The organism is Acetobacter sp. (assembly GCF_022483985.1).
In the GTDB taxonomy this organism is placed as follows: Bacteria; Pseudomonadota; Alphaproteobacteria; order Acetobacterales; family Acetobacteraceae; genus Acetobacter.
This window is the reverse complement of the sequence record NZ_JAKVME010000003.1, coordinates 410,812-434,312: the sequence shown is the minus strand read 5'-3', so window position 1 is coordinate 434,312 and position 23,501 is coordinate 410,812. Positions and strand designations below refer to the sequence as shown.

Here is a 23,501-nt window from a genome sequence, read left to right as displayed (position 1 = left end):
TTTCGCGGCAGGATCGGGTTGTCCTGATATCTGCAACGAGGTTTCTCATGACGTCATCCGCATCCGCCGCCCCTCTCCGCACCAAGTTCCGGGAACTGGAGGAAGAGCGCGAGCGCACGTGGGAGCCCGCGGCTCTGGCTGTGAACGTCAATCAGCGGACCGCGCTGATACGCGATCATGGCAAGACAGCATCTGTCGTGAAGGCCGGAGATGTGCTGCCACAGCTCACGCTGCCCGCCGTGGACGGAAGCACGGTGTCGCTGGACGACCTGGTGGCCAAAGGCCCGGCCGTTCTGGTGTTCTTCCGCTTCGCTGGCTGTCCGGCCTGTAATATCGCTCTTCCTCACTATCGCGATACATTGTGGCCTGAGCTGAAAGCGTCCGGCATTCCCCTGCTGGCGATCTCTCCCCAGCCGACGACGCTTCTCTCCGAAATTGCCACGCGCCATGACCTGCCTTTCCCCATCGCCACCGATACGGGACTGAAACTGACACGTGCGCTGGGCCTGTCCTACACGTTCGATGAAGCGTCCCGGCAGAGCGCGCTCGCAAAGGGCGGAAAGAGCGAAGCACTGAACGGTCTTGAAAATACATGGGAGCTTCCCAAGCCTGCCGTGATCGTCATCGGTCCAGGCCGCGTCGTGCGTTTTGCCGACGTCTCTCCCGACTGGATGGACCGCACTGAGAGCGACCGGGTTCTGGCCGCGCTGGGGCTGGAAAAAGGAGAGGCTTCCCATGCAGCCTGACGGCATTGCGGTTGATGGACAGTCTTCCGTCCCGGCTGAGCTGTTCCGGGAAGCCATGAGCCGTCTCGGGGCGCCCGTGACGGTGGTGGCGACCGATGGTCCAGCCGGACGTCAGGGACTGACCGTTTCCGCCATGACAAGCGTGAGCGATACGCCGCCGACAGTGCTCGTCTGCCTCAACCGCAGTAACCGTTCTCACGAAGCGTTCCGACGCAATGGCGTGGTCGGGATCAGCGTTCTTGGTCGCGGACATGATGATGTGGCGGGCGTTTTCGCCAGTTCACGCCGTACGCCCGAAGAGAAATTCGCCTCTGCTGTCTGGCGTGTCGGCAAAACCGGCGCACCACTTCTCGATGATGCAGCCGTGACGCTGGACTGTGTGATCGAAGATATCCGCACGTCCGGAACGCATGACGTTCTGTTCTGTGCGGTCCGCGACATCGTGATCAGCGACGCGATCGCCGCCGGTCTTGCATGGTGCGGTCGCGCCTTTCACCACCTTCCTTTTGCGCCGCTCACGGCATCTCTGAAAGTTCGGGACACAGTCTGATGACATTCGGCTCCTCCTTTTCCCGCAGGCGGCTTCTGGGCGGAATCCTGTCCGGCGCGGGCGCGGCTGCCCTCGCCTCCCGTCCGCTTTATGCACAGGACGCCACGGGACATACGGAGCCATGCGCGGCGGCGATCACAGGCGCGATCAAGCCGCTGGCCACGCCACGCAAGCTGACGATCGCGTGGAACGAGAATTCGGTCTGCACAGCCGCCGTACCCGTAGCGAAGGAAAAAGGCTTTTTCGCACGCCATAATATCGAAGTGGATTACGTCAATTTCGGTGGCGCGACCGACCAGCTTCTGGAAGCGCTGGCCACGGGCAAGGCGGATGGCGCGCCCGGTATGGCGCTGCGGTGGCTCAAGCCGTTACAGCAGGGCTTCGACGTCAAGCTGGTGGCCGGTCTTCATGCGGGCTGCATGTATCTGATGACGACACGCGACAGCGCGGTCCGTTCACTGACCGACCTGAAAGGCAAGACGATCGGCGTGACCGATATCGGTGGACCGGATCGTAATTTCTTCGCCATCCGTCTGAAAGAAGCCGGGATCGATCCGGAAGCGGATGTCTCGTGGCGCGCCTTCCCTCCGGACCTGCTGCCGCTGGCGCTCCAGCGGGGTGAGGTGCAGGCCATTTCGGATGGCGACCCTGTAAGCTGGGTGCAGAAGAAGCAGTTCAACCTGCGTGACATCGACAGCAACATGACCGGCACATGGGCGCATACCACCTGCTGCGTCATCGGGTTGCGCGGCAGTCTTGTGCGCGATGAACCGGATGTTGCGCGGGCGGTGACCCGGGCGATCATGGATGCGGGAGCGTGGCTGGCCTGCAATCCCGATGAGGCCGGCGCAATCTTCCAGCCTTTCGCCCCCAAGATTTCGGCAAAGGATCTGGCCGAGATGATCCGTATTCAGGGACATCACCATCAGACGCTGGCGGGCTCTTTCCGTGACGAGATCGTGCGTTATGCCGAAGCCCTGAAAGGAGTCGGCGTGTTCCGACCATCGCTCGACACCACACGTTACGCCGCGCGTGTCACACAGGATCTGTTCGCATCATGAGCGGGGCGGAAGCGACATTCGGGGTGGATACGGCAGTTACCAGCCTGAAGACTGCGACGCGGGTGTCACCGACAGCATGGTTTGCAGGCCCGGTCTGGCTTCTGGCCGCCCTGCTGACATGGCGCTGGCCGGACGCGGATGATTTCCCCGCCACAGACGCGCTGGCAGCCGGATTCGCCGTGGTGGGCGTGGCTCTGCTGGCTGGCTCCGCGCTGAAACTGCTTCGGGAACGGGCCGCCTGGGCGGTAGCGCTCGGGCTGGGACTGGGCGCATGGGAAGTGGTGCAGGCCAAACTGCTCCTGCTGCCCCGCCCTTTCTTCGGCACGCCGCAGGATCTGCTGGATGTTTTTCTCACGGACTGGGCGCGCCTTGGAAACTCGCTGCTTCATTCGCTCGGGCTGCTGCTGGTGGGGTACGGTCTGGGCTCGCTGATCGGCATTGCCACGGGAATCGGGCTGGGACGGTCACTGCGGTTCCGTTACTGGGCGCATCCCGTCCTGCGTATGATCGGCCCCCTTCCCCCGGTCGCACTTCTGCCGCTGGCCTTCGTGATGATCCCGTCAAGCTGGGTCGCCGGTGAAGCCCTGATGATGCTGGCCTCCGCCTTTCCTGTCGCGGTTCTGACCTGGTCCGGCATCTCAGCCGTGGACCCGGCCTTTCATGACGTAGCCCGCACCATGGGCGCGAAGGAGCGGTTTCTTGTCTTCCATGTGGCGCTGCCTGCCGCCCTGCCACAGATTTTCGTCGGTCTGTTCATGGGGCTGGGCGCGTCGTTCGCCATGCTGGTGGTGGCAGAAATGCTGGGCGTGAAGGCGGGCCTTGGCTTCTACATGCAGTGGGCGCAGGGATGGGCCGCCTATCCCAACATGTATGCGGTCCTCGTGGTGATGTCGGTCATGTGCACGGGTCTGATCACGCTGCTCTTCCGGGTGCGGGACAAACTGCTTGTCTGGCAGAAGGACGGCCTCAAATGGTGACAGCTCAACTGAAAGCGCCGGGCGAGGAACTGGCCCTGCACGTGCGCGGCGTCGAGCACGGCTATCAGATTGACGGCGCTTACCGCCCGGTCATTCACGAGATGAACCTGAACGTGGAGGCAGGTGAGTTCGTCGCCCTTCTCGGACCGTCCGGGTGTGGCAAATCGACCCTGCTGCGCCTGATCGCAGGGCTGGAGAAACCGGCTGCTGGCTGGATTGAAGTGGACGGCCAGCCTGTCACAGGCCCCGGGCCGGACCGGATCGTGATGTTTCAGGACCCGACGCTCTATCCGTGGCGGACCGTGCGCCAGAATGTGGCGCTTTCACAGGACATTTCCGGAAAGAGGGATAGCCGGGCTGTCGAGGAGGCCATCCGTCTCGTCGGCCTGAACGGTTTTGAAAAAGCGTGGCCGCACCAGCTTTCAGGCGGCATGGCCCAGCGTACGGCGCTCGCACGCGCGCTGGTTAACCATCCACGCATGCTTATCCTCGACGAGCCACTGGGAAAGCTGGACGCCCTGACCCGGCTCACGATGCAGACAGAGTTGCACAGACTATGGAAAGAGCGTGATTTCACCGCGATCATGGTCACGCACGATGTCGATGAGGCGCTCTTTCTGGCGACGCGCGTGATCGTTCTGGGCGGCACGAACCGTTCGCGTATCCTGTCGGATATCCGTGTGGACGCGCCCTTTCACCGCCGCAGGGACGATCCCGCTCTTCTGAAGTTACGGCAAGAAATTCTGTCGCAACTGGGATACAGGGAGAGCTGATTACATCGGCTCGGAATCTTCTTCGCGAAAAGACAGCGGACCTGCATGACCCGCTCCGGTTCGGACAGGAACCCCTGCCGGGAAAGATTCACGGGATGCTGCCCCGCGCCCCGCCAAAGACGACGCCTTTGGAAACAGCTTTCGTTTACGGCAAACTAGAGCCAGGGGGCCTGCGGTCCCTTGCGGGGGCGGATGAGCCCGCTCCCCATGCCGCCGCTACCAGGCTTCCTCATCCTCGACGCTGACGACAATAGCCGTCACATTATCGCGGGCATGACGGAGGAGTGCTGTCTGGACCAGCAGTTCCGCGGAACTGGTCCCTGTTTCCAGACAGCTCAGGATATCCCGCTCACTCACAGCTTTCGTCAGACCGTCGGAGCAGAGCAGAAACCGGTCGAACGGCAGCAGCGGCCCCGTCACCTTGTCGATCTGGATTGGCGTGTCGCCTGCGCCGATCGCGCGGGTCACCACATTGGCCTGCGGATGGAATTCCATGTCCTCCGTCCGCATCAATCCGGCGTCGACAAGAGCCTGCGCGTGGGAATGATCCTTCGTCACCTGCGAAAGCTCTCCGTCACGCAGGAGATAAATCCTTGAATCCCCGACCCACAGACAGGCGAAATATTCCTCTGTCAGGATCAACACCACGACCGTTGAGGCCATGCCTTTCCGGCTACCCCGCCGAGCGGCCTCCAGACGGAGCTGTTCATGAGCCATGGTCAGGCGATGGCGCGCATGCACCAGCAATGCCTGAGGCGTCAGCCCCTGCGGGAGCGCGCCGAGGGACTCAATGACCCGGCAGGCCGCCCAGCGTCCGTCATCATGGCCGCCCGCCCCATCCGCGACCGCGAATATCCGCAATGCGGGCCGACACAGAAAGGCGTCCTGATTTTCCCCACGCACGGTTCCCTGATGCGTGGACGCAGAATATTTCAGGGTTTCCGTCATGCCCAGAACAGCTTCACAAACGCCTCCTCTTCAGGAAGATCAGCACAGACAAGCGTCTGCCCGGGAATGGATTCATTCCCTTCCGTGGACCATAGCCCTGCGGCCTCCCCAGCCCTGACGGAGCATTCCAGAGCCTGAATATGGGAGAGGAGCGTTTCCGGCTCCTGATCGTAGGAGAGAGCTTCCCTGCAGAACAGTTCGACCTGATCCCAGACCGCGTCATCCTGCGGAATCACCCCATCGTCTTCCACACAGACGAGAAAAGGAAAATAGCGCCCGACCTTGTCCACGCTCGGCATGACCAGTCCTGAAACCGTCTGCTCCGAAAGACATCCCGGCGGCAGGGAAAACCGCCAGATCGGCGCGACGAGCCAGCCCTTCTGCCAGTCCGACGCCACGGCTGTCCGTGCGTAGGCGAAGTTCCGGCAGATCCAGTCATGCCAGCCGGACACAAGATTTTCCGACAGACCGCGCCTGACGAAATCACCCCGGACAGGAAGTTTCCCGTAGAACCCGAACTGTCCTGTCATAACCGCCATATCCTTCCTCTGTCCCTTCACTCACCTGAGAGCCGGGCAATGGAAATGTACGAACAGACTGCGATCCAGAACCTGTTCGGGGGTCGATGTCTCCAGAGAATAGGTTACCTGCCTGTCCCCTGACCGGAAGGTCGCGGTCAGCTCATCCGGCTTGCCAGTCGGTGTCAGCACGCCACTGTCGAGCAGATGGAAGAAGGCCCACTGTCCCTGCATACGGCGTGGAAAGGCTGCCTCAGGCACAAAATCCAGTGAGATGTTGGACATGTTATCGCCGGGCCAGGTCACAGAGGCCCCCAGCGCCTGTCCGAGCGCGCCGTTGGTGCCCGCTTTCCACGCGACGACCATCGAGCCGAACTGCAGGTTTACAGCCGTGGACTGGCTGTCCACCGCGACCGGCGTGATCCGCAGATGAACGGCGGGAACTGCCATGTTGCCCGGGAAAAGCAGGGTCCGGATTCTGGCGGCCTGCTGGAACTGCTGGAGTGCGGCCCCGGAAACCGGCGGCGCCGTATTGCCGATCGGATGGGCTCTCCAGACCGGCCCTTTCGTGTCCACATAAGCCGCCAACTGCGTCGTAAAGTAGCTGTCGAGCGCGCCACCCGGCGAGAACAGCCGGACAAACTGGTCGAACGGAGCGTCTTCCTCGGCGGAAGGATCGAACGGATAGTGTCCGTCAACCACCTCATGACAGAGCTGCGCCGGTCCCTGGCCTTCCGTATAGGCTGCCGTGGCGGCGCGGCGCGCATCGCCCGCCATCGTGCTCGCCCCGCCTGTCGCAATCTGCGAAAGCCAGCGGGCGACGGGCTGGGGCTGTCTGCTGGCCTCCGCTTCGAGCGCCTGAACGGGATTCTGGGTCGATTCCAGAATCTGCGTCGGGCTTTCCGCGTTCGGTAGCTGGGCGATCGCTCCTTCGAACTGGTTGAGAATCTGCATCACGCCATTGACCGGCGGAGCCTGCCCGGTGCGACCGGTGAAGATCACCAGCGGCGCATAGTGCATATCAATCGCCGACCCCGGCGCCAGAGCTTCCGGACCGTTTTTTCCGGCCTGCGAGAAGAACCCCGCCAGACGCGCCTTTTCCGGGTCCGGCTTTTTCCTGTCATCGCCATTCTGCTCCGCCTGCGCATCAGCCGCGGGCGTCAGCTCGTGCGTAATACCTACGAGAAAATCGCGCATGGGGGACTGCGGAGAGGACAGCACATACAGCCTCTGCACCAGATCGGAATGACCGGCGAACGGCACCAGAGCGAGATCGTTGAGCAGTTCATCCCAGTGCCGGATGTAGTCCGCCGTATAAAGCGCGATCACGCCGTCTTCCAGCTGGGCGGGCGTCGTGCCGCTCATGCTCTGGTCGACATTTCCCAGAACCCAGCTCTCGTTGGCAACATCCTGAGCCGCCGAGGACAACGATGGCAGCAGCACCTGACGGAATCCCACGCTGGTATAGAAGCCGGGGATCGTGTCCGACATGGGACGACCGGACAGGCGGGTGAATTCCTTCTGTCCACGACCCAGCACCTGTTCCGGAGACCAGTCCGCCACGGACGCCGCTCCGGCCCTGATCCGGCCATACACACGTTCCGCAGGAGTCACCCGGCTGAATTCCGCACGCGCCTGACGCACCATGCCGCCGTTGATCTGCATGTCCGGCAGCGGAATACGCAGCAGGGCGTCAAGATGCTTCAGCAACTGGTCCCGCGTTTCCTTCATCGCAGGCCCCGGATAGCGGCTTTCCCAGTCCAGCAGCATCCAGTCCCGGACCATTTTCGGCTCCAGCGGCCCCTGATTGCCGAGCATCAGATAGATGCGTGTGGCTTCATAGAGAAACGCCGGCTGGCTGAAATGTTCCTGAATCTGGTTTTCCAGCCGCCATAGCAGGCGCGGCAGAAGCAGGCGCTGAAGAGCGGTCTGATAGATCAAACGGTTGGTGGTTTCGAGGTTCGCGTCCTGACTGATGGCCAGATCGGGCCAGAATCCGTGATTCCGGGCCAGTGTCTGCCCGTCCGGCAGCGCACTGGCCGCATTCAGCGCCGGCAGGATGGAAGGCAGGTTGTCGTCCTGCACAGGATCGAGCTGGAGACGCTCAAGCTTGCTGCGATAAAAGCCGATGGCCTGCTCATTGCTGGCGATCGCCGTGCGGTTTTCCACATTCCGCTGCCAGAGCAGCAGGCAGCCCGCCAGCGTAAAGAGACCGATAGCGGCGAAACTGCTGTAACGGATGATCTTGTGACGGCGCATTTTAGACGGGGAAATCGCCACGAGCCGCGCTTCACCGAGAATCACCTCGCGGATCAGACGCTCCACGAAATAGGGCCGCCCGGTTACAGCCCGCAATGTCGGCATCCGTCGCTGGTCGATGCCGAAGCTGCGCGCCAGCATGCTGCTCAGCCGATCGACCGGCGTGCCTTCCTGAGCGCTGGACGTGAAATAGACGCCGCGAATAAAGGGGGCCGGATCAAGCCGGGTCATGCCAAAGGCGGCTGTCAGGAACTCGTTCAGCGCGTCCGTCAGGGTTTCGATCTGAATCGGGAAGGAAGCGATCACCGCCCTGCGGGAAGGAATGCGCTCCTGTTGCAGACGCTCGTAGAGGCGGTCATTCAGACGGGCGATCAACTGACGGAACTCGCCTTCGAACGCCTTGATCTCCCCTGCAACGGGGAACGTCATGCCCCAGACCTGACGGCGGTAATCCCGGTCGAGGTCATCAAAGAATTCTGTAAATCCGGCGATCCGGTCCGCCTTGGTGAACACGGCGTACACCGGGATTCTCACGCCGAGGCGCTCGGTGATCTCGCGGATACGGTCCCTGATCATGCGGGCATGGGACAGGCGCTCGGTCTGGGACACGGTCACCACGTCCGCCAGCGAGATCATGACAATCACACCGTTCAGAGGCTGTCTGGCACGGGTCTTTTTCAGAAGATCGAGAAAGCCGAGCCAGCCCGTGCGATCAACCGTCTCGTTGGAATCCTGCGTCGTGAAACGACCAGCCGTGTCGATGAGCACGGCTTCATCCGCGAACCACCAGTCACACAGACGGGTGCCGCCAATACCCGCCACCGAACCCGGAGTCAGCCCGCCCGTGCCGTCCGGCTGCGCCAGAGGAAACTGAAGGTCCGACTGCGACAGCAGCGTCGTCTTGCCGCTACCCGGCGGGCCGATCAGGACAAACCAGGGCTGCTCATACAGATAGCCCCGGGTCTTTCTCGCCTTTTTCAGCAGCGCCAGAGAATTGTGCAGACGCTCGCGCAGCAGACGCACCTCGTCCGCGGCTTCGGCCTGAACGTCGGCTGTGGCATCAGCGCCTTCTTCGGTGACGCCGCTCATCAGTCTGGCGTCGCGACGGCGGCGATACCAGGTCAGACCGCCCGTGATGCCCATGGCGATCACGAACACGGCGGCAATGCAGATTTCCCGGGCCAGCGGCGTACGCAGACCGGGCACCATCTCACCCAGATACCAGATCAGAAGTCCGATAAGGCAGGACGCCAGAAGCCCGATGCTCCAGCGTCCCGTCAGAAGAGAAAGGATCGGAGGCATTCCGTTCACGGCTGGGTTCCATTGTCTGAAAGCTGACGGTGCAGAACGACCTCGATCCTGCGGTTCTTCTGCTGACCCGCTGCCGTGTCGTTGGAGGCAATCGGGTTCGCGGCTCCCGCGCCCTGCACCCGCAGGGTCATGTCCGGGCCACTGGTCCCACGCATCACTTCCGTCGCCGCAGCGGCGCGCGCCCGGGAGAGGTCGAGATTGGACGGGTAGAGCATGGTATGAATCGGGCGGCTGTCCGTATAGCCGATGACTTCCGCCCAGCCTTTTTCCGTGGCCAGAGCCGCGCCGATCCGGCGCAGCGTCGGCAGTGTGGAAGGCGCGAGTTCATCCGTGCCGGAGCCGAACATGCCCTCGCCCCTGATCCGCACGATCGGCACGGCGTCCGTGCCGTCCACTTCCACCAGCCCCTCGTCAATTTCGGGCTTGAGGAATGCTTTCAGACGCACACGGTCGCCGGTCGGCGGCGCCGTCGAGACCACATCCTCGACCGGTGCAACCCGCTCGATCTGCGGCTGCTTGCCCGGCGGGATGGACAGGGCGGACGCGAAAAGATTGTCGGAGAGACTGGCCACTCCCAGCGTCACCCACATATAGCCGATGCCCAGCACAGCCGCCCCCGCCAGCGCCGCCAGCCAGACCGGCATGACAAGACGCTGCGGCCGGTAAGGCGCGCTCACACCCTTCCAGTGTGGCGAAAGCTCGCGCTCCACGGCCGGACGGTTACGCATGATGAGGATGAAGGTCTCTTCCCTGATCCGGTCGAGTTCCGCCGGTCCCCGCGGCGAAAGGCGATAACGCCCCTGCATGCCCAGACAGAGACAGAGATACATCAGTTCCAGAACGCCCAGCATCCGTCCCGGATTTCTGGAAACCCGCATCAGAAGATCGAAGAACCGCTCTCCCGACTGCACTTCCTGATGGAACGTCGAGACCAGCGAGGCATTGGTCCAGCTACCGTGGTTTCCCCACGGGGTCGCCTGCACCACATCGTCCATGCTGGCGCACAGGGCGTAATGCGCGGGCCGGATTTCCTCCAGAGACACGCCATCGTCGCGCAACGTCCGCTCGAACTGCTTGAGCGCGGCAATCGCATGCTCGCGCAACTGACCGGGATCGGGAGGTGTGTAGGTGTTGTGAATCCGTCCGAGAAAACTCAGACATCCGGCGGCGGCGGCGACAATCAGAAACTGGGACGTACGCTGGATGTCCTCGAACCGCGCCCCGCCCGCCGCAGAGGATGCGGCAGAGTCCGGCTGGCGGTCACGGGCCGCGTATTCCTCTGCCCCCTCGCGAGGCGGCAGAGGCCGACCTCCGGGAAGCGGTCGGATGATGGTCTGCTCATTGTCATCCGGCTCAAGAAACGGATTATCACTCATACCTGCCGCCTTATGCCCGGATTGCCCAGAGTTCCAGTTTCAGAGCCGGGAAATCGCCGGAGACATGGAGGGCGATGCCGCCCGAGTTCTGAAGCTGCTGCCAGTGCGGCGAATTGCGATCCAGCTCGAAATAGGAAGCGCCCGCGTAGAACGGCATTTGTCGCGGCGCGACCGGCAGGGGCCTGAGGCCAATGCCCGGCAGCGCCACGTTGACCAGTTCCCGGATATGTTCGACCGCACCGATCTTGACGGTCTGCGGAAACAGACGCCGCAGCTCCTCCGTCGGCATTTCCGCTGAAACCGCCAGCACGAAAATCGCCTTTGCGAGCAATGAACGGTCTGCGATCGTGCCGACACGGATATGGTGGCGCCGCAGTTGCAGCTCGATCATGACGGCCGTCTGCTCATAGACCGCCGCAAGGGAGCGCCGCACATCCGCCACCACAGGCGCGAAACTGGCCTGAAGATCGTTATGTCGGTAGGTCGGATAGCGCGAGGGCCGCTTGTCCGGGGACGTGAAGGTGGACAGTTCTCCCGCAATCGTCAGCAGCAGACGGTAGAAATCCTCCGGATGCAGATTACCCGCGTCCGCATGATGCGACAGCAGCGCCTGCCACCCGTTGAGGGCCTGAAGCAGAATAAAGTCCGATACTTCCGCGCTGCCCTTGGTGCCCGGCGTCGTCAGGCGGGCGGCGATCGCGTTGCCGCGCTGATTCAGCATCCCGGCCAGTTCTACAGCCAGAGTGGACAGGACAGGGGCCGCGTAACAGGTCAGCGCTGGCGGAATCCAGAGCGGATCGAGCACTACCTGCCGGCTCGGCAGCACCTCCCTGATCCGGGCGATCGGCAGGCAGAAGAACCCTTCCCGATCGCTGCTGTCGAGACGCAGGGTCACGTTCAGCCTGCCAACATCGATCTCGGCAGGCTGGGGAGAGCCGGACTGCGTGTCGAACGCCTCGAAGGGAGACACACGGTACCGCCCGTCCTCCCGTCCGGCGATGATCATCTCCATGGCGCCCGGCTGACGCACCGGCACAGCCAGATGGACCAGCATGTCGCGGGTCTGTTCCGGAATTTCCAGCGGCATCGGCAGATCGGTCTGGCCCGGCATGCTGAAGGGAGTGCCGTCCTCAAAGAGACCGGCGGCATGGGTCAGGGCAAACCGCCCTGCCGCCAGAAGATCCTGATTGATCTGGATCTGCACAAAACCCCAGCCGTACGGACGCATATACTGGAGCGTCTGGCGGATCTGCTCTTCCATCCAGCGATCCTGCTGCTGGAAATGCTGCGCGCGGAGGAACATGCCCTCCTGCCACGCCACACGGCTGTTCCAGCTCATGAATGGTCTCCATTCGGGCGGGTCTTTGCGTGCGGATCGGTTCTCTGCAAGGCGATATCAGCCTTTACGATGGCTTTTTCATAGGCTCTAGCGAAAGCTTTTCCAAAGGCGCTGTCGAAATCGTCACTCAGCGCCTCCCTTGTGCGCCTGTATCGTTCCTCAAACAGCCTGAAGGCGCGGCCATTATGATTGTCCGGAAGGAAATCGAGGAAACGACTCTCGGCATCCTCCCGAAAACGCTCCGGCTCCAGCCGTGTCAGCAGTGCGCCGATAGCGTCCTGCATGGCGCGCAGGACGGCAAACTCATGCAGGCGCATGTCGTTGAGCGTTTCGCTGATGGCGTCCGACGGCAGCATACCGCTGTTCCGGCCAACCCCGATCAGCGCCAGAAGGGCGTCATCATCATTGGCCGAGAATTTCAGCGGATTGTTGCCCGAAGCCTGAATCATGGTCTGCTCGATGCGGAACTCACCCTTGATGGTGGCGCGCGCAATCATGATCTGTCTCAGCCCGTGGATCATCGCCCGGAATGTTCTGCCGAGTTCCTCCATGGTGTCAGGCGTGAAGTCCCGCGCCTCCATTCCGTGCAGACCGGCACCGTAAAGAAAAGGACCAAGCAGGTCTTCATGCCCCCCATGAGACCCGAAAACGCCATCATCATCCTGATGAGACAGTTCGGAAGACTGAGGCGGCGTGCGTTCTTCGACGGCATGCGACTGGCGCGGAAAAGCCGTGATCAGGGGTTCGGCGTGCTCATGGAAGGACGTGTCCTCCTCCGGCAGGGCGGCTTCGTCCCGATCATGGTTTTCATCAGGCAGCAGGTCCGGGAGAGTGTCCACCGTTGCAAAAGGATTGTCCTGAAGGGGAAGCGGCGTCGGACTCTCCTCGATCGGAAGGGCCTCTGGCGGTTCCGGTTCCGGTTTCGACGCTGGCCCTGACGCCGAGAGTTCCGGCTCCTGATCCCAGTCGTCTCCGATGATCTCGGGAATCACCCTGGGCGGCACGCAGGGCATGTGCAGCAGACCCGGATCATGCATCACAGGCGTATCATCAGCCTGTGGATGGACGTTGATCGACACATCCTGCGAGAGGAAGGGATCGACCTCCGCCATATCCGCCACGCCATCAGCCCCTTCCGGTTCGGAAGGCGAGAATACGGAACCTATGGGCCGCTCGTCCTCATATCTGGTCGCGGGCAGGACGTGCGGCGCGACAACCGGGGGAGACAGCGGTTCATCATCGCCGATCACTATCTCGAACCGGTAACCACCTATCTCGACGGCGTCTCCGTTCCGCAGTTCGCGTGAAGCCCGGCGAAGCGGTGTGGTGTCCTGATTGACGAACGTACCGTTTGTGCTGGTATCGACCAGATTCCAGGACTCTCCCTGCCGCTCGATAAAACAATGCTTCTTGGACAGGATGCGGCTGGTGTCAGACAGGCACAGATCACAGACAGGATCGCGTCCGATTGTGAACTTCCGCCCTGTAACCGTCCGGTTTTCGGCGCTGGCGCCGTCCGGTGCAGCGATGGCCTTCAGTGTAAGTGTCGTCATAAGAATTTCCTGCCCCGCCGGTTATCAGTCGTTCAGACGGATTTTAGCACCCTTGAGGGTCATGTTACCCGTCGCCGTGCCGTCAATCTTCGATCCGTTGATCGTGATACCATCCTTGGTCAGACGGATCGTACTGTCACCGACTTTCAGCAGGATTTCAGTTTCCGCTTCGACTGTAACAGAGCCGGTTTCCGCCTTCAGACTGGCATTGCGATGGACCGTGGCCGAACTGTCATTGCCAATCTGCGTCTGCTGGTCATTCAGGACGACCGTGTGCAGATCCTTCTGGGAACGGAGGTAGATTTTCTCCTGCCCCTTGCTGTCATCAACAGAGAACTCGGAAAACTCGGAGGCTCCGCCATGCACGGAACGGCTGCGGAAACCGCTCTTGGTCTGTTCTCCCGGCACAGCGAAGACCGGCTGCATGCTCTGGTTGTACAGACCGCCGAGCACCACAGGCTCATCAGGGTCGCCATTCATGAAGGCCACAGCGACTTCCGTTCCCACACGCGGCAGGTGCTGCCAGCCCCAACTGTCTCCGGCCCAGGGCTGGATCACCCGCACCCAGGTCGCAAAACCGGCGTCGGTGTCCTTCCTGTGATCGAACACGATGCGGACCTTGATGCGCCCCAGCGGGTCGGCATGAATCTGCTGACCTTTTCCACCGACCACGACACCGGAATAGATGCCCGTCATCTGTGGACGGACATTATGGAACGGCTCTCTCCACGGCACCGACTGCTTGAAGCAGGAAAAGCTGCAATCGTAGAAGGAACCTGACGACTGGCCGGCCCATGTCTCATCGACCGCGCTGTGAAAAACGGCCTGAGGCGCGTATTCCACCATTTCCTCGCCGGTCAGCGGGTCTCTCTCCACCGTGAAGCGGCGTCCGGGCATGAACTGCGGATCGTAGCCATGCGCGCGACACATCGAGGACGTGACCTCGGAATGTTCCATGAAATGTTTGGCGCGCTGCTCCGCGGTCGCATCGTCCTTCGTGAGCGCGGGCCAGCGATAGACCCGCCGCGTCGAAGCCCCACCGGTCTTGGAACTGGTTGACTGCGTCGCCCGGACCGGAACGGTCGGGTTGGAGGGATTGTAATCCGTAAAGTGGACTTCGCCATGCGCCGTGGATGCGCCGCCGGTCCACTGGTCAATAATGTCGATATTGTTTCCGCTATGCACGATACGATGCAGGGGAGAGGCAAGCGGCTTGAAGGACTCGTTGCGGTTCGTGACGATCAGCCGGTGTTCCGACTTGGTGTGCTCGAAGAAATAGAACCAGCCTTCTTCCTGAAGCAGCCGGTGCATGAAGTCGAGGTCGGTCTCGTTGAACTGCGTGGTGTATTCCCGGACAGGCTTGTCGCCATAGATCCGGAACTCGTACGCCTCGACCCCTTCCTCCTGAAACAGAACCTGAAGAATCTGGTCCACGGATTTCTTCTGGAAGATCCGGCAGTCGGACCGCTGGGACAGGAACCACAGACGCGGCACGATCTCCAGCTGATATTCCCACCGGTCCCGTTGCAGGCTGTTCACCGGCGTCACACGTTTGACGATGCCGTTGAAATACCGGTTGTCGGCGGGCTTCCTGTTGATGATCGCGCAGAACGGCTTGTAGAGAAGCGCGTCCGGCTGCAACTGGCTGAGAGTGGTCACGACCGTCAGCGTCACCTGAAACGGCTGACTGAGCATCTCCTGTGCATTCAGCGCCGTCGCATGCAGCGTGCCGGGCTGATCGGGCAGGGTGTCGTCTCCGAAAGGAGAGCTGGTGAAGAGGAGAGGTTCGACAGAAGCCATGGGAAACCGTTCGAATCAGGAGCTACGAGAGGAAGTAGCCAGAATGCGACGGAACCGCTCCAGATCTCCCTGATGATGAATGAAAGTCTCACACAACGAGACGAATGACGCAAAATCCCTCGCCCGCAGGGAAGCCCTTCGGATCAGGGGTTGCGCCACAGGCCCCAGAACATCGGCCAGAGCCGCGCCGACCACACTGACATCGTCATCGGTCAGCGCCCGCGACTGAGGTTCCTGCGGCTCGGGTTCCGGCTCTTGCGGCGGAGGAACAGGGGCAGGGATTGGCGCGGCATGATCCGCCTTCCGTTCTTCGGACGGCGTCACGATGGGTCTCTCAATGACGGAGGTCTCGCCCTTACTGCTATCATCGGTCAGGAAGCGGGCGAACAGCTGTTCCCTGACCGTCACGTCACTCACGAGAGACGCAAGCAGTTCTCCCTTGGTCGAGACATTTTTGCAGGCATTTCTCAGTTCAACGCGCGCCAGCGGCCCGTACAATCCCTGAAGATAGGTATCGACGGATTCCATCCATTCGGGCTCGATCGACGGATGTTCCGGCACGCCGAGGTCGCCGTCATCTGTCACAATGATCGTTCTGTCGTCCTCTTCCTGAGGCTCGGGCACGGAAGGCGTGGAAGGAACGCTGGTTTCAACCCGTTTCTCAGGAGTGGCAACCGGGACTGGCTCCGGTGGAGAGACAGGCAGCGGCAGCGGCGAGGTGAGATCGAATCCCGGCACGGCGCGACGCAGCGCGAAGGCGAACTCCGCCGCTTCCGAAAAGCGGTCGGCGGGGTCTTTTGCCAGAACACGCTCGACAACCCGGACCAGCGCTTCCGGGATATCGGGACGCAGCGCGCCGAGCGGTTCCGGGTCCGTGTTCAGTATCTTGAAGACTGTATCCGTGTATTCGCGGCCTTCGAACGCCTTCTGGCCGCTGAGCAGCTCATACAGGATGCTCCCCAGCGAAAAGAGATCGCTGCGCGCATCGACCTGTCGTCCGGAGCACTGTTCGGGTGACATGTAGTTCGGCGTGCCGATCAGCAGCGCCTGATCCGGCTCCGAGGTCAGGGCGCGGTAGGAGACACCGAAATCGGTGATCTTCAGACGCCCCTGATAGGTCAGGATGATGTTCGCGGGTTTCACGTCACGATGCACGATCCCCAGACCGTGCGCGTAGTCCAGCGCCGCGAGAACCTGCAACGCGATGGGAACCACTTCACTGACGGGCAGCTTCTCTCCCCGGGGGAGCGCCTTGTTCAGCCCCAGACCATCGACATACTGGAGAATGATGCTGGGATCATTCTCGCCGCCGGTCACATCATAGAGCGTTACGATATTGGGGTGATCGCACAGCCCGCACAAACGCGCTTCATTGCGGAAACGGGCGAGATAGGCCGCCCGTTCCTGATCTTCCAGCAGGGACTGATTGACTTTTTTGATCGCCACATAGCGGTTAATGGCGGGGTCCCACGCCTTGTAGACGACCCCCATCGCCCCGCGTCCAAGGAGCGCTTCGATCTGGAACCGCCCTTCCCGTGCTGGAAGATCAGATTTCATTGTCACTCATCCAGCATTCTGAACGAACTTTCCAGACTGCGACGCATACGCGTGAAGGACGCAGCCAGCGGTGACAGCTCATTGCCTTCCGGCACCGACAGTTCGGGCTCGGCGAAGCCGCCCCGGCTGACACGTCCGGCAACCGCGCTCATTTCACGTAACGGACGCAGCAGGGCGTATTCCACGATCACGTTCGTCAGCACGAGCAGGATAGCCGCCAGAACCGTCATCCAGACCAGAATCCGCAGGGCGCGTCCGCTTGCCGCCGCCATCAGCCTGTCCGTCGGGATGGTGACGATCGTCGCGCCCACCACTTCGTTGGGCTTCCAGCCGAAGCCATGCTGGCTGCCATAAGCGTCGATCATCGTTTTCGGCGCGACACCGGGGTCGGAGTGGCAGGACAGGCATCCGGAATCCGTGACACGCACCGGCGTGGCCAGACGCAGGACCGGCTGCCCTTTGTCGTTCCGCCCTTCAGCCAGCAGCGATGAAGGCGCCGAAGCGGTGCGAAGCCGCTCGATCAGGTCCCTCTCGGCGAGCGTGGGAGCGTCCGACGGGTTGGTCGGATTGAGAGCCGTCACCCGGATATCCATATCCGGGTTCTTCTTCTGCAACATCTCGCCCAGACGGCTGACGGCATAGAAAGGCACGCTCTGAGGCGGGAATTGCACTGTTGCCCCCTGCAACAACTGCGGCAGCACTTCCTGACTGGTGTAGTGTTCCGTCGCCAGCCCCACTTCGCTCAGCATGGTGGCCTGCTCGCGCACGGCGTCAGCCGCCCCGTCGGACAGGGCGCCGCGCAGGATCGGGAAGAGAATGGCCAGTGCGACGAGATATCCACCGACAAGGACGAGATTAAGCTTCAGCCTGAATGTCATCTTCAATTTCCCGCACCGGTCAGGGCCGAAAGCTGGGTGGCGGTCAGCTGACCTGTCGCAGGCTCATTCCGGGATTGCTGGAATTTCTTGATGGAGTTGACCGTATCTCTTGTCTTCACGCCATTGACCGAGCCCGTATAGACACCATGTGCGAGCAGACCGACCTGAACCGTCCGCATGGCCTTCGCCTGCGCGGCCAGCGCAGCCTTGGCCCGGGCCAGCTTGAGCGCCTGCTGCTTCGTCAGAACCGGTTTGGGTGGTTCCGCCGGTTTCTGCGCCGGGACGGCGACCTCTTTCATGTCACCCTGGGCAGGAACCTGCTGCGTGACTTCCTGACTGCCGACACCAGCCGCAGCGACGGAGGCAGTCGGCGGCGCATCATGAATGGGAATGATCTTCGCGGGCACATCCTGCCTTGCCGTCGGCTGGGGCTGTGCAGGCTCGACCGGACTCGCCTGCTCGACCACCGGCGCGGGAGGCGGGGCCACCGGCATGGGAGCGGGAGCCGCAGAAACAGGAGCGGAAGCCGAGGTCGCCGCCATGGTCCCCCGTGCGAATGCCGTCACGTTCGTCCACTGCCAGCCCGGCTGCATGATGGAGGCGAGACCATCCACGACAGGATTGGCGGAGGCTGCGTCCACCAGCGTAACAGAGAGCGCATTGGCGTTCTGCATCCTGCCTTTCAGTGATCGCACGGCTCTGGACAGATCCACGGACTGCCCTGACAGCGGATGGAGTTCCAGAAAGACCAGCCCGTCACGCCCGTCCAGAATGCGGAGCAGGGACACAGCCGGAACAGACTGGCTCAGCAGGTCCGTATCCTTCCCGTCACTGGCGAGAAAAACCCTGCCATCCTGAACGGGTGCATATCCACAATAGGAAATGACGGGCCGCTTGCCATCCAGATAGCGGGCGAACTGCGTCAGGGCCACCCGCAAATCCACGCTGGACGGGTTCAGCACTTCAAACACATTCAGACCCTGCTGCTTGAGCTGCTGGGCCAGTCTGTGCGTATTTTCCGAACAGGCCGTCAACTGTACGCCGGATTCCGTTGAGCGGTCATCGCCGATCATGAGGAAAACAGGTGATGGGGCTGCCGTCTGCGCCTGCCCGGGGGACGCGGACGCCATAACTGCCAACGCGGCGGCTGTGATGCCAATACGGCGAATACCGAAGTCCATGGACACGCTCTTTCCTCTCCTCCAGCCACCACCGCATTGTCATCCCGCGGATTGGCGCACTCGTCTTTATTAATAGATTATGTTCCAGACAGTTCCGCACTCATAGAGGGCTTTATGACTTTTTAGTAAGAAGAATGACTGTACTCCGCAGAAAACAGGTCAAAAAAATATCCGCGCGGCCTGCTGACTGACATAAAAAATCTTAACGGAACACCTTTACTGTCGCTTTTACCACAGACCGAAGTCGATATATCCGTATCAATGGCCGCCGCTCCTATCCAGATGCCGCTCTGTAAAGACAGGCTCGTCAGCATCCCGCTGCCGTTTTGTCGGACAGGATAGCCAGCTGCTCCACCCCAGCCGGGGCGACAAGGACTCTGCTTCGGTCGGCAGCCGCAGGGCTGGCACAGCATCCCTTTTGAGCACAGGCCGCAGAATGATCTGAAGTTCGGAGCCGACAAACGTGCGGATCAGCTTCAGCAGCGGCCCATAAAGAGCGCCCGACGGCATCAGCGCCTGAAACGTCCCGAGATTCACCGGACCAATCCGCACCGTAAACTGGGACTGGCAGTCGAGATACCGTGCCCCCACAGCAGCATCGACTCCCAGTTGGCTGAAACTCTCGGCATATCGCCCGGCCAGCCCGGACAGGGGCAGCACACTCTGCTGATCGGGAGGAATCTGGGTCCAGAGCGGCGTAAACTCCTCCACCTTCACCGGCAGGCCCAGCCAGTCCGACAGCATGAATTTCAGCCGGTCCGCCGAGCGGGGCATGGTGGAGAAATAGCCGCTGTAATAACTTACCGTGGAGGGCTCAACGCCGAGCGAGGGCGCGATCTCCGGTCGGTAGAAACCCGCCAGCGCCATCAGGACTTTCCGGACCGTACGGGCATAGTCCGCGGCAGGGACGTCCTGTGGCAGGGTATGGCTGCTGGCCAGACGGTATTTTATTCCGCTTTCCGCGAACTGCGCGATGGGGCGCTGACTCAGCATCTCCATGAAATCGCTCAGTGCCGGAGAATGTCGCCGGTGCTCGGAAACCAGCTCGGCAGAATAGTGGAGCGGGAGCACACCGGCTGGACCAGTCAGCCCCATCGGGGTCACGGTCGTAACGAAACCCCGTTCATTCAGACTGACAGCGGCGACGTCCGCAGCCGGATAGGCCGTGCCCAGCGGAGTCTGGAAACGGATTGACGGCTCTGCAACGCTCGATCCATGCGCGCGCAGCATCAGCAGGACGGCGGCGTCGAAACTGAATGGCCCCGGATCGCGCAGGAGCTGACCCAGCAGACCATCCGCAGGCGCGTCGTCCCGCGCAGTCTCAGGCCCGACCGGAACAACAGGCAGCAGTTCGGTGCGCCCCTCCTTCTCCTCCGAAGAGGCAGGAGCCTGACGCAGAACGGGCGCGGCTTCCTGTTCCGTGACCAGAACCACCGCCCCGGTCGGAGGGGTATGGGAGCCGCTGCCGCTCACAGAAGCGTCCGCGTGCCGCAGCGCCGTGGGAAGCGCGCAATAAAGCCGGTTCTCCCCTGAAGCGCCACGCTGACCCGCACAAAGGAATTCACGCTGACATGCAGGGCGAGGAACCGTTCGAGAATGCTGGCCAGCAGGTAAAGACCTCCAGCCTCCCACCCGTCCGGCGCGAATACCAGCGTGATGTCCGTTCCGCGAATAAAGCCGCCGGGCCTGACGCCCGGCAGACGGGCATGGCCCGGTTGCGCGATGACATCGACCAGACTGTCGATGACTTTCCGGGTCTCAGGCGTCTCGCGGCAGTCATAGAGCGTGAGAAGATCCTGAATGATGCGCGATCCGGCTCCCGGCTCTGTCAGGGAAATATGACCCAGCGCCAGATGCGCGATCAGCCTCCACGCCCTGTCTCCGGCAAGGGAAGGCCTCACCGTGGAGGAGAACGGCATCACGCAGCTCACGCTTGCCAGCCGGTCGGCCATTGCCGGAACCCGCAGCACCGGCTCGCCACCCCCGAAAGGCAGGCGCTCGGGGAGATTGCGGTTGGTGCATAACGCGTCAATCAGCAGAATGTGGTCGGTCGGCCCTTCCGGGTCCAGATCAGGCTGAACGGGCGCCAGATAGACTTCCGTGCCCCCCAGCTCCGTAGGAGCCGGACGCCGCGTCAGGGTGTAGGAAGCAGGCTGTCCCCGTCCATCACTCCGCAGTTCCTGCGGAGGACGATGATACAGCGGCATCCACGGACGGGACGCGCCTGCGCCCTCCATTTCGCGCACACGTTCGACGGACCAGATTTCATAATGGTCAGGATCACGGTGACTGGCCGCCACACGATATTCCGTGGTCTCGTGCGTCAGCGTCACCGGCTCGCAGCGCTGCGGGAACAGGTTGACCACAGGCACGCAGCCCAGCGCCAGCGCGTCCGGCAGAAGCGTGCGCTCAAGCTCCGGAAAGGAGGCGTCAAAATAAACGAAGATTTCCATCTTGCGTTCATCATGCACCAGCGTACGGGCATCCAGACCGTCCAGTTCCACAAACAGGAACTTCTCTGGAAAGGCGAAATATTCCGTCAGAAGCCGGAAACCGGAGAAGGAACGCGCCGTCCACGGAAGCAGCGCCTCTTCCGGATCAAATCCGCAGGGCAGCACGGACTCTTTCGGAAGCAGGGTCGGCGCGGGGTCATTCGGTGAGGAGGCGCAGGCCACACTGAGCGTATGGCGTCCCAGCAGCTCCAGCAGACGATATCCCTGCCCTGACGAGTTTTTCAGGAAAAACCGCAGTTTTTCCAATCCCATGTCAGCGAATGTGATGTCGGGATCAGTGGATTCCAGCATGATCCGCAACACGGAACGCGCGCCCCTCGCCAGCGGGTTGGACGGCGCGGCCAGAGGCAGGCCGGAGAGTGTCAGTCTGGCGATACGCACCGGCCAGAGCCGGGCCTCGGCCGTTGTCCGGAAGTAACAGGGTTTTCCACCGATTGGATCGGTTTCCACGACCGTCTCGCGGGGGACCGTCATGCCGATCGCATCCCGGTCCGGGCGGCAGACCATTTCAACGATGGAGGCCGCCGGAACCGGCGCGTTGTAGTGAGGGTAGAGAATCCCAAGCAGCCCGTCCGTCAGCTCAGGAAATTCTTCGTCCAGCCGCTGATGCACCCGGCCAGACAGAAACGCCACGCCCTCAAGCAGCCGCGCCACATGCGGGTCGTCAACCGTATCCGCGCTGATCCGCAGATGCCCGGCTGCTTTCGGATTAGCCTCCGCAAATTCCGACGCCAGCTTTCGCAGCGCTGTCAGCTCGCGGTTGTAATAGCGGAAAAAAGGATTTTCCATGAGATCAGCGCGTCTCGTTCAGCAGAACATCGGCATGGGAGGACGCCAGACTGATGACCGTATCAAATCTGACAGCCGCACGCAGGGGCTCCACATGCAACACGGCGTCAATCCGAAGCTTCAGAACGCCATGACGGCTGTCCTTCTCCTCAAGCAGGGCCACTCTGACACTCTTCAGCCGTGTTTCAAAGCGGGTAATGGTCTCCTCGATGGCCATCCTGAGATATTCGCGGTTCTCCCTCTCGCTCAGCTCTCCTGACGTGAAATCCGGCACGCCATAGGTCACGGGAGACCGACGCAGTTCCTTCTGCTCGGGAGCCGGTTCATGCCAGGGACGCCGGGAGTTCAGCAGCCGAGTCAGATCCCGCAGCACGGCACCCTGAAGATGCCTGATCCCCGCCCGCGCATCCTGTGTGCCGGCCCTGTCCGATTCAGCCGTCAGGAGACGATCCAGCACCGAGAACCTGAGCGGTCTGGCGTCTCCGGATACACGCTCCGTTACCGCTTTCTGTCGCTGGAAACCTCTGTTCATTCGCCGAACGTCAGCGTCCCGATATCCAGCACCGGCAGCCCCTCATCCCCGGCGAGGAACAGTTTCTGACCAATCCCGCGCACAAGCGGACCTTCCGTCCACTCGGTCAACTGTCCTGTCAGAAGTTTCCCCCGGTCCGGAGAATCCGCAGCCAGTTCCACCGTCCCACCATAAAGCGCCGGCACGTAAACCACGCCGTCCGGACCACCCCGGACACTGAGCTGGCAGCGCCGCCAGTAAAGATCCCTGTAACAGTGCGCCGCCTGAAATTCCGCGCTTTCAATCCTGCCAAATGGAATCTGGAAATACCGTCCGGTTGTGGTCAGGACTTCCAGTGAGCCGCCACAGAGATCATCAACATCACGGAAATCCGCAAAGGCTTTTGTCCCGACATGCCCCGGCGCGGGCGCCCTCACCTGCTCGGCTTCTTCAGCGGTTTTCGCGGCCAGAACGTCATCTCCGGCTTTCAGCTCCGCCTGCGCCCGCAGGCAGAGCAACTGGGACGGCTCCGCATCGCCTACGAACTCCGGTTCACGGCAGGATGACCAGTATTGACGCCGGATGACATCCGCACGCAGCAACTGGCGGCATTCCGCAATATAGACGCCCGCCTTCGCATCCATCGCCTGAAGCGTATCCAGCACCTTGTCGGCGCGTTCCGTCTGGTTGCTGAACAGCAGCATTTCGAAAAATGTAAAGCGGGCCCGACTCTCCGTGGGAGCAGCCTTGATCGCGTCGGCGGCGAGCGCGGTGGCCTGTTCCAGCGCCCCCATGCGGAAGGCTTCGGAAACGGAAGCGGCGGATTCAGCCGTCATGAGAAAAAACTCCGACAGGATAAAG

The 23,501-nt window shown here is 61.9% G+C and carries 19 protein-coding genes; 5 read left to right on the top strand and 14 right to left on the bottom strand.

Features of this window, described 5'->3' with window-relative positions; translation table 11 throughout:
• Positions 1–47: 47 nt before the first annotated feature.
• Genes LKE90_RS16090 through LKE90_RS16070 form a run of 5 tightly spaced genes read left to right on the top strand, consistent with a single transcriptional unit; the run spans position 48 to position 4,107 of the window.
• Positions 48–746, top strand: a complete 699-nt coding sequence (locus LKE90_RS16090; RefSeq protein ID WP_291491293.1) for a peroxiredoxin-like family protein — start codon at positions 48–50, stop codon at positions 744–746.
• Positions 736–1,296: a flavin reductase gene (locus LKE90_RS16085; RefSeq protein ID WP_291491294.1), complete on the top strand. Its 561-nt coding sequence runs from the start codon at positions 736–738 to the stop codon at positions 1,294–1,296. Before LKE90_RS16090 ends, LKE90_RS16085 begins: the two co-directional genes overlap by 11 nt.
• Positions 1,296–2,357 (top strand): ABC transporter substrate-binding protein, encoded by a 1,062-nt coding sequence (locus LKE90_RS16080; RefSeq protein ID WP_291491295.1) that lies wholly within the window; start codon positions 1,296–1,298, stop codon positions 2,355–2,357. Before LKE90_RS16085 ends, LKE90_RS16080 begins: the two co-directional genes overlap by 1 nt.
• Positions 2,354–3,334 (top strand): ABC transporter permease, encoded by a 981-nt coding sequence (locus tag LKE90_RS16075; protein WP_291491296.1) that lies wholly within the window; start codon positions 2,354–2,356, stop codon positions 3,332–3,334. The genes LKE90_RS16080 and LKE90_RS16075 overlap by 4 nt, the downstream gene beginning before the upstream one ends.
• Positions 3,328–4,107: an ABC transporter ATP-binding protein gene (locus LKE90_RS16070; protein WP_291491297.1), complete on the top strand. Its 780-nt coding sequence runs from the start codon at positions 3,328–3,330 to the stop codon at positions 4,105–4,107. Before LKE90_RS16075 ends, LKE90_RS16070 begins: the two co-directional genes overlap by 7 nt.
• Before the next feature lie 216 nt (positions 4,108–4,323).
• Here the strand turns inward: LKE90_RS16070 and LKE90_RS16065 are convergent, their stop codons facing one another.
• The 14 genes from LKE90_RS16065 to LKE90_RS16000 all read right to left on the bottom strand — a co-directional run bounded on the left by LKE90_RS16065 (position 4,324) and on the right by LKE90_RS16000 (position 23,476).
• Complete coding sequence (locus LKE90_RS16065) at positions 4,324–5,055, bottom strand: PP2C family protein-serine/threonine phosphatase (protein WP_291491298.1); 732 nt, start codon at positions 5,053–5,055, stop codon at positions 4,324–4,326.
• On the bottom strand, positions 5,052–5,594 hold the full coding sequence (gene tagF, locus LKE90_RS16060) for a type VI secretion system-associated protein TagF (protein ID WP_291491299.1): 543 nt from the start codon (positions 5,592–5,594) through the stop codon (positions 5,052–5,054). Before tagF ends, LKE90_RS16065 begins: the two co-directional genes overlap by 4 nt.
• A 21-nt stretch (positions 5,595–5,615) precedes the next feature.
• Complete coding sequence (tssM, locus tag LKE90_RS16055) at positions 5,616–9,134, bottom strand: type VI secretion system membrane subunit TssM (RefSeq protein ID WP_291491559.1); 3,519 nt, start codon at positions 9,132–9,134, stop codon at positions 5,616–5,618.
• A gap of 5 nt (positions 9,135–9,139) precedes the next feature.
• Positions 9,140–10,519, bottom strand: a complete 1,380-nt coding sequence (icmH, locus tag LKE90_RS16050) for a type IVB secretion system protein IcmH/DotU (RefSeq protein WP_291491300.1) — start codon at positions 10,517–10,519, stop codon at positions 9,140–9,142.
• A 10-nt stretch (positions 10,520–10,529) separates the two neighbouring features.
• Positions 10,530–11,858 carry a type VI secretion system baseplate subunit TssK gene (tssK, locus tag LKE90_RS16045; RefSeq protein ID WP_291491301.1) on the bottom strand — a complete coding sequence of 443 codons (1,329 nt, stop codon included), beginning with the start codon at positions 11,856–11,858 and terminating at the stop codon, positions 10,530–10,532.
• The gene (gene tagH, locus LKE90_RS16040; protein ID WP_291491302.1) at positions 11,855–13,411 is read right to left on the bottom strand and encodes a type VI secretion system-associated FHA domain protein TagH; all 1,557 of its coding nucleotides are present in this window, start codon (positions 13,409–13,411) and stop codon (positions 11,855–11,857) included. Before tagH ends, tssK begins: the two co-directional genes overlap by 4 nt.
• 24 nt (positions 13,412–13,435) lie before the next feature.
• A complete protein-coding gene (locus tag LKE90_RS16035) occupies positions 13,436–15,211 on the bottom strand; it encodes a type VI secretion system Vgr family protein (RefSeq protein WP_291491303.1) in 1,776 nt (591 codons plus the stop codon).
• 15 nt (positions 15,212–15,226) lie between these two features.
• Positions 15,227–16,768, bottom strand: coding sequence for a serine/threonine-protein kinase (locus LKE90_RS16030; RefSeq protein WP_291491304.1), 1,542 nt, complete (start codon positions 16,766–16,768; stop codon positions 15,227–15,229).
• Between the two features lie 2 nt (positions 16,769–16,770).
• A complete protein-coding gene (locus LKE90_RS16025) occupies positions 16,771–17,646 on the bottom strand; it encodes a Tll0287-like domain-containing protein (protein ID WP_291491305.1) in 876 nt (291 codons plus the stop codon).
• A gap of 2 nt (positions 17,647–17,648) precedes the next feature.
• Positions 17,649–18,827: a peptidoglycan-binding domain-containing protein gene (locus tag LKE90_RS16020; RefSeq protein ID WP_291491306.1), complete on the bottom strand. Its 1,179-nt coding sequence runs from the start codon at positions 18,825–18,827 to the stop codon at positions 17,649–17,651.
• Between the two features lie 258 nt (positions 18,828–19,085).
• Positions 19,086–20,300 (bottom strand): type VI secretion system baseplate subunit TssG, encoded by a 1,215-nt coding sequence (gene tssG / locus LKE90_RS16015; protein ID WP_291491307.1) that lies wholly within the window; start codon positions 20,298–20,300, stop codon positions 19,086–19,088.
• Complete coding sequence (tssF, locus tag LKE90_RS16010; RefSeq protein ID WP_291491308.1) at positions 20,297–22,129, bottom strand: type VI secretion system baseplate subunit TssF; 1,833 nt, start codon at positions 22,127–22,129, stop codon at positions 20,297–20,299. Before tssF ends, tssG begins: the two co-directional genes overlap by 4 nt.
• 4 nt (positions 22,130–22,133) lie before the next feature.
• The gene (tssE, locus tag LKE90_RS16005; protein ID WP_291491309.1) at positions 22,134–22,661 is read right to left on the bottom strand and encodes a type VI secretion system baseplate subunit TssE; all 528 of its coding nucleotides are present in this window, start codon (positions 22,659–22,661) and stop codon (positions 22,134–22,136) included.
• Positions 22,658–23,476, bottom strand: coding sequence for a type VI secretion system accessory protein TagJ (locus LKE90_RS16000; protein ID WP_291491310.1), 819 nt, complete (start codon positions 23,474–23,476; stop codon positions 22,658–22,660). Before LKE90_RS16000 ends, tssE begins: the two co-directional genes overlap by 4 nt.
• Between the last annotated feature and the right edge of the window lie 25 nt (positions 23,477–23,501).